The sequence below is a fragment of the Lacrimispora sinapis genome (assembly GCF_043633585.1).
Lineage (GTDB): Bacteria > Bacillota > Clostridia > Lachnospirales > Lachnospiraceae > Lacrimispora > Lacrimispora sinapis.
The window spans coordinates 3,549,984-3,562,396 of sequence record NZ_CP141832.1; the positions used below are offsets into that span (position 1 = coordinate 3,549,984).

Consider the following 12,413-nt stretch of genomic DNA (forward strand, 5'->3'; position numbering starts at 1 on the left):
TCTCTTATGTCTATTTTATTACTAGTCTCAAATATTCCAAAAGATTCTCTGTCGCCTCTTCCCGGTATACGATCTCTCTTGTAAGTACCGGATAATCCGTGATGATATTGTCCACGGAAAGCATCTTCATCCGCTCCATCTCACTTTTGCTGTTCACCGTCCAGGCGTGTACGGCCTTGCCTTTTAAATGAGCCGCTTCCACCAGCTTTTCGCTGACAAAGCTTGACCGCACGCTGATAAAGTCGATGTCGTCACTGGAATAATAATTGCCATATGCGGCCGAAATAATATATCCGGTGCGAATCTTTCCATTAACCTTCTTGATCCTGGTCAGATAAGAAAACCGGGTGGAGGTGACCACACACTGCTCATTCATCTGGTATTTGTCGATCAGCATCGCCACCTTTTCGGGCAGAGCACTGTCGCTTCCAGCGTTCTTGATCTCAATATTGATATTGATCTTTCCCTTGCAGTATTCCATGACCTCTTCCAGAGACGGAATCCTCTCCCCCTGAAACCCACTGGAAAACCAAGTCCCTACATCCAGCTGCTTCAGTTCCTCAAAAGAATAGGAGCCTATGGTCCTGTTGATTCCTGCCACACGCTTTAAGGTGGTATCATGGCCCAGCACCACCACGCCGTCACGGGTTTCCTGGACGTCGATCTCTACATAATCCGCCAGATCCTCCACCGCTTGTTTAATGGCCGCCATGGTATTCTCCGGTGCTTCCTTTGAGCTGCCCCGGTGAGCGGTGATCTGTATGGTGTTTAAGATGCCCTCAGTGATGGCGGAACCGTTGTAAGCCACATTAAAAAGGGTAAATAAGCTGAAGGCTGCCGCAACTGCTATGGATGCACCGACGATCCGGCCGCTTACGGGTCCGGTGCCGGAGGGTTCCGCATAGCCTCCCTTACTCATGCTCTTGCTGCTGAACCGGAAATACTGGACACTTAAAGCCCCATAACTTCCCATGGCAAGCAGTATGCTGCTTAGAAACAGAAGCACAAACTCGATTTTGCCGCAGGCTGCCGGCAATAAGGCCAGCGCCAGCCGGTTATCCGTAAATAAAGTCACACCTACGGCTGCCACCAGCACGCAGAAGAAATAAACCAGCTTTAGAAGCAATACAAAAGCCACGTAATAAACGGTCAGCAGGACGGTCACCTTCACGATCCGATGCCTCAACAGCCACCAGCTGCGAAGATATCCATCCCGGAAATTCTTCTGCTCCACCATACAGGCATGAAACGTATAAAGCCCCGGAATCACCAATGCAAGGATAAGTAGCACGATTATAAGGAGACACGCCTTTCCCCACAGCTGTGACAGCAGCTCCGACATGACGTAATTCAAAGGCCTGATATGAGCGAACCCCCGGTAAATGATATATAAATTGGCAAGTGCGTAGTTGGCAAGAACAAACAGCCCCAAACGCCAGTTCTTTTTCCTTACCTCATCCCAGAGCTTTAAAAATCCTCCGGTCAGTATCTCCATTGGTTTCAGTTTTCTGGTGTAAAAGCTTCCCTGATAAAGGGTCAGATAACAGCCGGTCTCCAGTACGAGGATCAAAATCCCCATAAAGATCAGCACCGCCATCGTAAGAAGTGTCCAGGGCCTGAGCAGGAAATCACCGATATTGGCACCTGTCAGATAACTGTAGCCGGCCATATGAAGTGCAAACAAAAGGCCCTTGTCTAAGGCGAACAGATACAGCGTGGTGGTAACCATACGAAAAACAAATCCAAAAATAAAAGAGTTCTTCCGGTTAAACTTTAGAATTTCTAACGTGTCTTTTGTTAATGTGCTCATATAACAACCTTCTTTATTGCAACGCTATGAATGATGAGTCCCTTCTTCTTTGCCAGACTCCTGCTGCTTTGCTTCGCTGAGTTCCAGGATGGCCTGATTCAAGGAAAACATCTTTGCGTCCAGCATATCCACAACATCTGCACAGGCTTTTAACTCCTGCTGCAGATAAGCCGGAGCATTGCCTTCAAATTTATAATAAATCTTATGCTCCAGGCTTGCCCAAAAATCCATGGCAACGGTCCTGATCTGAATTTCCACCTTGGTATCCACCGGTCCGTCCGTTAAATAAATGGGAATGGTGACTACCATATGATAGCTTTTATATCCGTTGGGCTTGGGACTCTTGATATAATCCTTTACATAGAGTACCGTAACATCGCACTGGTTGGTGATCATCTCTGCGATCTGGTAAATATCTGATGTAAAGGAACAGATAATCCTTATACCGGCAATATCACTCAGCTTTTCCACCATGTTGTCGATGGTCACCTCAAAGCCGTAGCGTTTTAGCTTCTTTACGATACTGTCCGGCGTCTTAAGTCTTGACTTGACGTGTTCAATCGGATTGTAGTTGTAAATATGCACAAACTCATTATTGAGTATTTCAATCTTTGTATTGATTTCCTTTAATGCAGAGTCATACAAAAACATCACTGATTTCCACTGGTCCACCTGGTTAAATGAATTGGGAACATTCATTCCTCATTCCCCCTCTCCTTACCCCTAATCTGAGTATATGAGACAGGGGCACCCCGTCTCCGGAAGCCCCTGACCATAACAGCAGATATTATACCATAGAAACCAGATCTTTTATATTGTTTTTCCTGACTTTCTAAAATTTTAATCCTTTTAATAAAGAAGAAAGATCTGTGGACGCACTGCCGGATTCCTGATAATCGAAGACCTCCCCGGTCAATTCGCTGTCTTCCTCAACGGCTTTCATGCTTAAACTGATCTTATTATCCGCGGTGGATAAAATCTTTACTTTGACCTTCTGGCCTTCCTTTAACACTACCCCAGGGTGCTTGATTCTCTGGCTGCTGATCTGGGAGATATGAAGAAGACCTGTAAGACCGTTTTCCAGATTGATGAAGGCGCCGTATTCCTTCAGACTTTCAACGGTCCCTTCCATAACAGCACCTGCCTGGCACTTAGCGATTTTCCGGTTCTTCTCCTCCTGCCGCTTGAAAAGGGCCGGTTCTTTGCCGGAAAGAATCAGCTTTTTATTCTCTTCGTCCGCGGTGATTACCGTCACTTCAATGGTCTTCCCTTTGTATTCCTCTAAATTCTCCACAAACTCTGCTGCCAGCTTAGACGCAGGGATAAAGCCCCGGATCCCCTCTAAATAAGCAACCGCACCGCCTTTTACGATTTCCGTAATCTTAACGTTCACAACGGTTCTGTCCGTTAGCAGAGCATTCAGCTTCTCCCATGCCTTCTGATCACCGAACAGCTTTGCGGACAAAAGCACATTGCCCTCCCCGTCATCAGGGTTTAACACCATGGCAGTGATCTCATCGCCCGGATGGATTTCCTGGATGAGATGAAACTCAGGGTCTCCGTTTATGTCTTCTTTCCGGATGACTCCCTGTGCATAATACTTTAAGTCCAGTAAAATCATGTCTTCTTTTACGTGAATCACCGTCCCGGTCAGCACATCGCCTTTTCTTACACGCTTAAATGACGCCTCCAGCTCGTCCTTGAAATCGTCCATTGTTTCCACTTTTTCTTCCGGTAATCCGGTTTCCTTAAATTCTTCGTTCATAGGAACCTCCTCCATTCATAAAACGCCTGTTTCTGCGTAAAATCTAACTATATATTTAACACATCCTGCTTGATATTTCTATAGTTTTCTAAGGAAAAATGTGATATATTTGAGTTAAATGGGCTTTATCCCGCAAAAGGACAAACACCAGCCGGGTGCTCACAGAGAAAGGACAAGGAAATGAATGACATCATGGATTTGCATACCCATACCATTGCCAGCGGACATGCATACAATACGTTATATGAAATGGCAAAATCGGCTTCTGAGAAAGGACTGGCTCTTTTGGGCTCCACGGACCATGCTCCAAAAATGCCTGGAACCTGCCATGAGTTTTATTTTTTAAACTTTAAAGTAATACCGCGAAAGCTGTTTGGAATCAATATTCTGATGGGATCAGAGTTAAATATATTGGATTATAACGGAAAGGTGGATTTAAGAAAAGGACTTCTGGAACGATTGGACTATGGAATCGCAAGCCTTCATGAACCCTGCTTCAAAAGCGGGACCGTTTCCCAGAATACCAGCGCCTATGTGGGTGCCGTCGAAAACCCTTTCATCCACATCATCGGTCACCCTGATGACGGACGCTTTCCTATTGATTATGACACACTGGCGGCAGCGGCCGCACAGAACCATACCCTATTGGAGGTAAATTCCAGTTCCCTTCATCCGCTCAGTACCCGGCAGAATGCAAAAGATAATTACAAAATCCTGCTGGAGCGGTGCAGGCACTACAAGACAAGCATCATTCTTAACAGCGACGCTCATGTGGAATCAGATGTGGGCAATCACGAAAGAGCCTGGGAGTTAATCAGGGAAGTGGATTTTCCGGAGGAACTGATTGTAAACGGTTCTATAAAACGGCTTCTTCCCTTTATCCCCAAGCTGGAGGCTTATTTATGATCAACTTCTTAAATCTTGAGTACTTTCTTGCAGTTGCCGAGGAGCTGAACATTACACGGGCCGCCAAGCGGCTTTATATTTCCCAGCAGTCATTAAGCAACCATATTTCCAATATGGAGAAGGAATTCGGCGTACAGCTTTTTAACCGTACCATGCCTCTCACCTTAACGTATGCGGGCCGGGCCTTAAAGCTCCGCGCCAAACAGCTTCTGGATTTAAAGGATGAGACCTACCGGGAACTGGCGGATATTAAGGATTTCACCACCGGACAGTTATCCATCGGCATTTCCCATACCAGGGGCCGGTTTCTGCTTCCCGCCATCCTTCCTGCCTACCGGGAGAAATTCCCCAATATCGAGCTTCATCTGGTGGAAGGCAATTCCTCGGAGCTTAGTTCCTCTTTGATCCATGGTGAAATTGATTTGATGATCGACCTTCTTCCCTTTAAGGCTGAGAACGTGGAAACGGTTCCGATTTGCGAAGAAGAGATCCTGCTTGTGGTCCCGGACCAGATCCTTAATATCTATTTTCCTGGAAAACAGGAGGAGGTAAAAAAGGAGCTTGAATCAAACCCTGACATACTGCTGTTAAAGGACTGCCCTTACCTGCTTATTCACAAAGGAAACCGGGTCCGCACCATTGCGGATGAAATTTTTGAAGACGCCCAGTTAAGCCCCAACATCCTTCTTGAGACAGAAAACATTGAAACGGTGCTGGCCCTTGCGGCAAAGGGGATGGGAATCACATTTTATCCCAGAATGTTCGTTTCCGGAGAAACAAGTACCGGAGATGGCATCATGAAAAAAACAGGACTGAATTTTTTTTCCTTAAACTACAGCCGAAGCCATGGAGTTCTGGCCTTTGGGTGCCACAAAGGCAGATATTTATCCCAGGCCACTAAGGAGTTCATACGCATCGCCAAGGAAAATATTTGAAGGTTTTTAACTGCACATTGACAAAGTGATAGGAATCTACTATTATTAAATAGTAACAATTACTAATATAATTATCGTTTATAGAAAGGGAGCGGCCATGAAAACATTAAAGTACAGCCGTCAACGGGAATCCATCAAAGCCTGTTTGATGGCAAGGCATGATCACCCTACTGCCGACGCTCTATACACCTCCATCCGCGAAGAATATCCCAACATCAGCCTTGGCACCGTTTACCGGAACCTAAATCTTCTGGTTGAACTGGGTGAAATCCAGAAGCTGACCTGTGGAGACGGAGCAGATCACTTTGATGCCGACACATCACCCCACTATCACTTTGTTTGCAAATCATGCGGGCAGGTTTCCGATATGCGGTTATCCCCCATGGAAGAAATCAACCAGCTGGCCCAGGAACATGCGGAGGGGCAGGTGGACAGTCACACAATCTACTTCTACGGCACATGCGGACACTGTTTGAGAAATAATTCTTAATAAGACTTGACATAAGAGAAAAGATATGCTAAATTAATATCAGTAATAATTACTATTACTAATTAATCACGCAGTTAATAAATTTATAAATAAAGGAGACATGATATTATGAAGAAATGGGTTTGTACTGTATGCGGTTATGTTCATGAAGGAGAGGCAGCTCCGGAATTCTGCCCGATCTGTAAAGCTGGTTCTGAAAAGTTCAAATTACAGGACGAAGATATGTCCTGGGCCTGCGAGCATGAAATCGGTGTTGCTCAGGGTTCTCCGGAAGACATCATGAAGGATTTAAGAGCCAACTTTGAAGGCGAATGTTCTGAGGTTGGTATGTATCTTGCAATGTCAAGAGCTGCCCACAGAGAAGGATATCCTGAGATCGGCTTATATTACGAAAAAGCTGCATTTGAAGAGGCAGAGCATGCTTCCAAGTTCGCAGAGTTACTGGGTGAGGTTGTAACCTCCAGTACAAAGAAGAACCTTGAATTAAGAGTTGCTGCTGAAAACGGTGCAACTGCCGGTAAATTCGACCTTGCAAAACGTGCAAAGGCTCTGAATTTAGATGCGATCCATGATACCGTTCATGAGATGGCTAAGGACGAGGCCCGTCACGGCAAAGCATTCAAGGGCTTATTAGAGAGATACTTCGGTTAATTTAAGACCACTTGTGAACAGGAGTCAAATATAGGAGGGTTCAAGATGTCAAAATATGCGGGAACAAAAACAGAACAGAACTTAAAAGACGCTTTTGCAGGGGAATCCATGGCAAGAAACAAATATACCTTTTTCGCTTCCGCTGCAAAGAAGGCCGGCTATGAGCAAATGGCCGCCTTATATTTGGAAACAGCAGATCAGGAAAAGGAACATGCCAAGATGTGGTTCAAAGAGCTTCACGGCATCGGTACCATGGAAGAAAATCTGGCTGCAGCTGCTGAAGGGGAAAACTACGAGTGGACCGACATGTATAAACGCATGGCAGCAGAAGCCAGAGAAGAAGGATTTGAAGAGCTGGCATTCAAATTTGAATTCGTGGGAAAAGTCGAAGCGGCCCATGAAAAGCGTTACTTAAAGCTCCTTGAAAGCTTAAAGAATGACAAGACCTTTAAAGGAGATGCTCCTCTTGGCTGGAAGTGCCGCAACTGCGGTTACATCCACGAAGGAGTTGACGCTCCTGAGATCTGTCCTGTCTGTGCTCACCCGAAAGCTTATTTTGAAAGAAAAGTTGAAAACTACTAATTTGAAGGCCGGTTTGGTATTTTCCAGACCGGCTTTTTTCATGCCTTGGTTTTTTACTTTTGCCGTGATATACTATGGATGAAAATTCACTACCAGACGAGGACCCAGCCATGATTAAAATAGCAATTGTAGAAGACGAAAATGAATACGTACATACACTGAGAAGCTATCTGAAGCGGTACGAAACCGAACACGGTTTAAACTTCCAGGTTGAAGTATTTTCCGATGGCCTTGACATTTTATCGGATTATACGGCCGGCTATGACATCATACTCATGGATATCCAGATGAAGCATTTAAACGGAATGAAAACAGCGGAGAAGATACGGGAATTTGATGAAGAGGTCATATTTATTTTCATTACCTCCTCCTCCCAGTTTGCCGTAGAGGGATATATGGTGGATGCGCTTGGCTATGTGTTAAAGCCGGTCCCCTATCTTTCCTTTTCCCAGATTTTAAATAAAGCGGTCCGAAAAACAATAAAAAAGCAGGAAATCCAATATATGAATATTGATGTGGATGGCGGTACCATGCGCATCAATTTAGACTCTGTCTATTATATCGAAAGCCAGCTGCACCATCTGCTGATCCATACGGAAAAGGGGGATTACATCACCCCCGGTCCCATGAAGCGGATGGAGGAGATTCTGACACCACATGGATTTTCCAAGTGCCACAATGCCTATCTGGTAAATTTCAAGCATGTTACAGGAATTCTAAATAACTATGTGCTGTTGTTTTCCGGACACAAAATACCGGTCAGCAGAACCCGTAAAAAATCATTTATGGACGGTCTGACTGACTACCTGGGAGGTTGATGCCATGAATTTTGCTGAACTGATGAATACTCCCCGTCCCTTTACCGCTCTTGCAGAATGGAGTGCCTGCTTCCTGTATATCCTCATGCTGCCAAAAAAGCAGAAGGGGTATAAGCTGGCTGCCTCTTACGCCGGTATGTTCGGATTATTTATGATCTTTCACTTGATTGCCGGAACGCTTCCGCTGTATTTATGGTTTCCGGGAATGATGGCTGCTATTTTTATGATTTATTTCTGCATCTATGCGTCCTGCCAGGTATCCGCCTATGACGCTCTGTACTTATGCGTCCGGGCTTTTGTTCTTGCGGAATTTGCCGCCTCCCTGCAGTGGCAGCTTTATGTTTGGTGGGCGTTAAGCGCGCAGAGAGAAAACCGGCTCGTTTCTCTGGGGATCATGTTGATTACCTATCTGTGCATTTTTTCAGTCTATTATTATCTGGAGAAAGAACATATTTCAAAGGAGGAAGGTATGGAGGTGGAGCGAAAGGAACTTCTTGGTACTGCTTCTATCGGCCTGGGCGCTTTTCTCATGAGCAATATCAGCTTTGTCATGCCTAATACCCCATTTTCCAGTGCCACCAGTTCCCTGTTCTACGTCCGTACGCTGGTGGATTTTGGAGGGCTTATCATGCTGTTTGCCCAGCAGAACCGGCGGAAGGAACTGCGGGTGCGCAGTGAGAACCACGCCATGAATGTGGTCCTTCAGCGCCAGTATGACCAGTACCGCATGGCCATTGACAATATGGAGCTGCTACGAAGGGAATTCCATGACTTAAAGCACTACATGATCGCCATCCGGGCAGAATCAGATCCCCAAAAAAGAGAAGAATACTTATTGGAAATGGAAAAAGCCATTCTGACCCAGGAATCCTTAGTGAATACCGGGAATCAGGTACTTGATGTGGTCCTCACCACCAAAAGCACCTATTGTACCCAGAATGGCATCTCCTTTACGTGTATGGCTGATGGGAAACTGATCTCCTTTCTCCATGTAAAGGATATCTGTTCCATCTTCGGCAACGCCCTTGATAATGCCATTGAATGTGTCTCCCAGTTTGAAGATCCGGAGAAACGGGTGGTCACTTTATCTGTTTCCAGGAAAAATAACTTTATTTTGATCCAGTGCGAGAATTACTCTGAAATTCCTCTGGTGATGATGGACAGCAAACTTCCCTCCACTACCAAAAGCAATAAATTGTTTCATGGCTACGGTTTAAAAAGCATTCAGGCGGCCGCACAGAAATACGGGGGAACCATGACGGTTTCTTCGGAAAACAACTGGTTCACCCTAAAGGTCCTGATTCCTGCCTGTGATAAAGATTACAGCCGGTAGGATGTAAAAAACCGGAGCAAACGGCTTTCGCTTTGCTCCGGTTAAAAACTCTTCTCAGACGTTTCGTCTACTAATTTTCATTTTTAAATATAACCTTAAATATTGGGAAAAATACCCAGAAAGAAATCGCGGAATTAATCAGCATTGTGATCACATCTGCAATTGTCTCTCCCCCCGTACCCATGTTGAAACCGTTCATAAATAAGTTGTAAATAGGTGCTTTATAAAGACCCTGCAGGGCAGCGGCGCCTATGGTGATAATGATATAGGCAATCACATACCACATAGCAGCCTTTGCGGCACTGTTGCTGGCCTTAAAGGTCACATTCCTCTGAAGAAAGAAATTGATCACCTGAGCGATGGCCATTGTGATCTCTACTGCCAGGAAGTAGGCGAGTCCGCCGCCTCCGCCCTGGGACAATTCCCCGGCAGCATAGTTAAAGATATAATATGGCGTCCCATCCAGATTGGCCCCTATGTGCCATATCTGAAAATTCGTATCCACCAGAGAAGTCATTCCGAAAAGACTTCGGAACACCGGCATTAAAACCATCTGTAATACGGTTACCCCATTGGATACAAGAAAAAATACTAAAAATTGCGCAACTGTCGGATGTTTATGGGAAAATGTCTTCCACCCGGCTTTTATTCCTGCCAGCATGCCCTCACTCCCTTCTATTTGCCCGAAAGCTTCTTTTCATAAGCCCGGTTTGCTTTTGCATTGGCGAAATATCCGCCTATGATCTTTTTAAGGCCCCGAAAAAGATGGCCGTTGACTGCCAGGACCATTCCTTCTGCCATCTCCATGCTGACTGCTCCCCCGGTCATTTTTGCAATTCCACGGAAGGGCATGTTATAGATAAACAGAAGATTCAGATTCGGTTTCCCCTTTGCTTCGCTCCTTGTTTTCAGGCCGGTAAGAATCTTAAAGACCAGTCTTGCCAGCAGACTTTTTGCCTGATGCATCTGGCAAATGGCATCATTGATCCCTAATTCGTTTTTCCATTTTCCGTCTGGTATGGGATGCCCCAGCAGTGTTTCAAATTCCTTTGCCGGAACTTTTTTGATGCTTCCCGAATAGTAAGAGGGAAGTGCTTCCGGCTGATAAGGAAACACCTGGGTGGTGCCTTTTACCGGTATGGTCTGGGTCAGCTTCACATCTGCTGCACTGGAGCCAATGAATACCGTATAATCCCCGCCTTCTACTTCAAATCTTCCGGTGGCTGTGTTCCAGTAGCGGAAGGTCTTGTCATCAAAGGGGATGGTGACTCTTTTGCTCTCCCCTGCCTTTAAAAACACCTTGGCAAACCCTTTTAGTTCTTTCTCCGGACGGAATACCGTTTCCCTTGGCCCGCCTATATAAAGCTGGGCGACTTCTTTTCCGTCATAGGCTCCGGTGTTTTTAAGGGTAAACTCGACCCCATTTTCAGATACCTCAAGATCGGAATAGGCAAAGGTGGTATAGGAAAGTCCATATCCAAAGGGATATTGTACCGGGATATTCACGGTATCATAATAGCGGTAACCGATATAAATGCCTTCCCGGTACTCGCTGTTGCGTTCTTCACTGGGATAATACTGGTATGCAGGAGTATCCTCATATCGGATCGGATAAGTCTCGCTTAAATGCCCGGAAGGACTGACCACTCCGGTTAAGACACGCAGCATGGCCCCCGGCCCGGCCTCTCCGCCTAAAAAGCCGTGAAGAATGGCTTTGCAGAAATTCTGCCATGGCATCTCAATGGCGGAGCCTGCGCTTATGATCCCAACAATATTGGGGTTGACCTCTGCAAGTGACTGAAGCAGATGAATCTGGTTTTCAGGAAGTCTCATATGGCTGCGGTCCATTCCCTCTGATTCACTCAGTTCGTCAAGTCCAAAGCAGTAAAGCACCACATCGGCCCGGGCTGCCAGTTCTTTTGCCTGGCTTTCCAAACCGGCATCGGGTCTTTTGCTGCGCAGATAGCCTTTGGCTATTCCGATGCAGTTTAAGGGGAAGTTCCCAATTTCGGTTTCCATGGTCTCTAAATGAAGGGGCTTTACCAGAGAGGAACCTGCCCCCTGATAGCGTGGTTCTATGGCAAAATCACCGATCAGAGCCACCTTGCAGCCTGGTTTTAACGGGAGGAGCTTTTCGCTGTTTTTAAGAAGAACCACGCTCTCCTCTGCCGCTTTCCTTGCCAGTTCATGATGGCGCTTCTGGTCAAAGGATTGCCGCTTTGCTTCCTTTTCTTTTGTTAAAGTGAATACCGCGTCTAAGAGATCATCCACACAGGCATCCAGCGTTTCCATGGACAGGCTGCCTTCTTCTACCGCTTTTACCACCTGTCTGGCAGAATCCAGGCCGGGGGAAGGCATCTCCAGGTTTGATCCGGCTGCGATCCCTTTTACATGGTCATTGGAACCGCCCCAGTCCGTGATCACAATGCCGTCAAAGCCCCACTCCTTACGCAGGATATCCTGCAATAGATGTTTGTTTTCGTTGGCATAAGTCCCATTTACTTCGTTATAGCTGGTCATGATGGACTTTGCGCCGCCTTCCTTGACGGCGATCTCAAATCCTTCTAAATAAATTTCCCGGAGTGTCCTTTCATCCAGCACGGCATTCATGGCCATACGCCTTAATTCCTGGCTGTTGACTGCGAAATGCTTGGGACAGGCATAGACTCCCTGGTTCTGAATTCCTCTTATATAGGACGCTGCCATTTTCCCGGCCTGATAGGGGTCCTCGGAGAAATATTCAAAGTTTCTTCCGCACAGGGGGCTTCTTTTGATATTAAGGCCCGGCCCTAACAATACATTTACTCCCTGAGCGGCCGCTTCCTCGCCCAGGGCATTCCCAATATCCTCACACAGGGCTTCGTCCCAGCTGTTGGCTACTGTGGCAGCGGTTGGAAAGCAGGTTGCGGGAAGGGAGGGGTTTAACCCCAGATGATCCCCCTCCTTTGCCTGCTTCCGGATTCCATGAGGACCATCGGCACAAAATATGGAAGGGATTCCAAGCCGGTCGATATTCCGGGACTGCCATACATTTTTCCCACTTAATATGGCTGCTTTTTCTTCAATTGTCATTTTCTCAATGATACTTGAATATTTCATGTTATTTCCCTCCAGGGTCTCAGC

General features: G+C 46.2%; 12 protein-coding genes. 7 read left to right on the forward strand and 5 right to left on the reverse strand.

Annotated features, from left to right (window positions below):
- Positions 1–10: 10 nt before the first annotated feature.
- From VIG27_RS16790 to VIG27_RS16800, 3 genes are all read right to left on the reverse strand, one after another.
- Positions 11–1,810 (reverse strand): glycerophosphodiester phosphodiesterase, encoded by a 1,800-nt coding sequence (locus VIG27_RS16790; protein ID WP_394523799.1) that lies wholly within the window; start codon positions 1,808–1,810, stop codon positions 11–13.
- A 24-nt stretch (positions 1,811–1,834) separates the two neighbouring features.
- The gene (locus tag VIG27_RS16795) at positions 1,835–2,509 is read right to left on the reverse strand and encodes a GTP pyrophosphokinase (protein ID WP_394523801.1); all 675 of its coding nucleotides are present in this window, start codon (positions 2,507–2,509) and stop codon (positions 1,835–1,837) included.
- 133 nt (positions 2,510–2,642) lie between these two features.
- Complete coding sequence (locus VIG27_RS16800) at positions 2,643–3,575, reverse strand: S1 RNA-binding domain-containing protein (RefSeq protein WP_394523802.1); 933 nt, start codon at positions 3,573–3,575, stop codon at positions 2,643–2,645.
- Positions 3,576–3,755: 180 nt separating this feature from the next.
- On the opposite strand from VIG27_RS16800, the gene VIG27_RS16805 reads away from it, so the two are divergent.
- From VIG27_RS16805 to VIG27_RS16835, 7 genes are all read left to right on the forward strand, one after another.
- Positions 3,756–4,481, forward strand: a complete 726-nt coding sequence (locus VIG27_RS16805; RefSeq protein ID WP_394523804.1) for a phosphatase — start codon at positions 3,756–3,758, stop codon at positions 4,479–4,481.
- Positions 4,478–5,416 carry a LysR family transcriptional regulator gene (locus VIG27_RS16810; protein WP_394523805.1) on the forward strand — a complete coding sequence of 313 codons (939 nt, stop codon included), beginning with the start codon at positions 4,478–4,480 and terminating at the stop codon, positions 5,414–5,416. The genes VIG27_RS16805 and VIG27_RS16810 overlap by 4 nt, the downstream gene beginning before the upstream one ends.
- Before the next feature lie 97 nt (positions 5,417–5,513).
- Positions 5,514–5,906 carry a Fur family transcriptional regulator gene (locus tag VIG27_RS16815; protein ID WP_394523806.1) on the forward strand — a complete coding sequence of 131 codons (393 nt, stop codon included), beginning with the start codon at positions 5,514–5,516 and terminating at the stop codon, positions 5,904–5,906.
- 108 nt (positions 5,907–6,014) lie between these two features.
- Positions 6,015–6,557 carry an NADH peroxidase gene (locus VIG27_RS16820; protein WP_394523807.1) on the forward strand — a complete coding sequence of 181 codons (543 nt, stop codon included), beginning with the start codon at positions 6,015–6,017 and terminating at the stop codon, positions 6,555–6,557.
- Between the two features lie 45 nt (positions 6,558–6,602).
- The gene (rbr, locus tag VIG27_RS16825; protein ID WP_394523808.1) at positions 6,603–7,139 is read left to right on the forward strand and encodes a rubrerythrin; all 537 of its coding nucleotides are present in this window, start codon (positions 6,603–6,605) and stop codon (positions 7,137–7,139) included.
- A gap of 110 nt (positions 7,140–7,249) precedes the next feature.
- Entirely contained in the window at positions 7,250–7,957 is a 708-nt protein-coding gene (locus tag VIG27_RS16830) for a LytR/AlgR family response regulator transcription factor (RefSeq protein WP_394523809.1), read from the forward strand.
- Between the two features lie 4 nt (positions 7,958–7,961).
- Positions 7,962–9,290, forward strand: coding sequence for an ATP-binding protein (locus VIG27_RS16835; protein WP_394523810.1), 1,329 nt, complete (start codon positions 7,962–7,964; stop codon positions 9,288–9,290).
- Positions 9,291–9,360: 70 nt separating this feature from the next.
- Here the strand turns inward: VIG27_RS16835 and VIG27_RS16840 are convergent, their stop codons facing one another.
- On the reverse strand, positions 9,361–9,951 hold the full coding sequence (locus tag VIG27_RS16840) for a hypothetical protein (protein WP_394523811.1): 591 nt from the start codon (positions 9,949–9,951) through the stop codon (positions 9,361–9,363).
- 14 nt (positions 9,952–9,965) lie between these two features.
- Complete coding sequence (locus VIG27_RS16845; RefSeq protein WP_394523813.1) at positions 9,966–12,389, reverse strand: glycoside hydrolase family 3 C-terminal domain-containing protein; 2,424 nt, start codon at positions 12,387–12,389, stop codon at positions 9,966–9,968.
- Between the last annotated feature and the right edge of the window lie 24 nt (positions 12,390–12,413).

Excerpts from the sequence above, each read along its gene's own strand:
- VIG27_RS16790 (WP_394523799.1), bottom strand. The coding sequence starts at position 1,810 with ATGAGCACATTAACAAAAGACACGTTAGAAATTCTAAAGTTTAACCGG.
- VIG27_RS16795 (WP_394523801.1), bottom strand. The coding sequence starts at position 2,509 with ATGAATGTTCCCAATTCATTTAACCAGGTGGACCAGTGGAAATCAGTG.
- VIG27_RS16800 (WP_394523802.1), bottom strand. The coding sequence starts at position 3,575 with ATGAACGAAGAATTTAAGGAAACCGGATTACCGGAAGAAAAAGTGGAA.
- VIG27_RS16805 (WP_394523804.1), top strand. The coding sequence starts at position 3,756 with ATGAATGACATCATGGATTTGCATACCCATACCATTGCCAGCGGACAT.
- VIG27_RS16810 (WP_394523805.1), top strand. The coding sequence starts at position 4,478 with ATGATCAACTTCTTAAATCTTGAGTACTTTCTTGCAGTTGCCGAGGAG.
- VIG27_RS16815 (WP_394523806.1), top strand. The coding sequence starts at position 5,514 with ATGAAAACATTAAAGTACAGCCGTCAACGGGAATCCATCAAAGCCTGT.
- VIG27_RS16820 (WP_394523807.1), top strand. The coding sequence starts at position 6,015 with ATGAAGAAATGGGTTTGTACTGTATGCGGTTATGTTCATGAAGGAGAG.
- rbr (WP_394523808.1), top strand. The coding sequence starts at position 6,603 with ATGTCAAAATATGCGGGAACAAAAACAGAACAGAACTTAAAAGACGCT.
- VIG27_RS16830 (WP_394523809.1), top strand. The coding sequence starts at position 7,250 with ATGATTAAAATAGCAATTGTAGAAGACGAAAATGAATACGTACATACA.
- VIG27_RS16835 (WP_394523810.1), top strand. The coding sequence starts at position 7,962 with ATGAATTTTGCTGAACTGATGAATACTCCCCGTCCCTTTACCGCTCTT.
- VIG27_RS16840 (WP_394523811.1), bottom strand. The coding sequence starts at position 9,951 with ATGCTGGCAGGAATAAAAGCCGGGTGGAAGACATTTTCCCATAAACAT.
- VIG27_RS16845 (WP_394523813.1), bottom strand. The coding sequence starts at position 12,389 with ATGAAATATTCAAGTATCATTGAGAAAATGACAATTGAAGAAAAAGCA.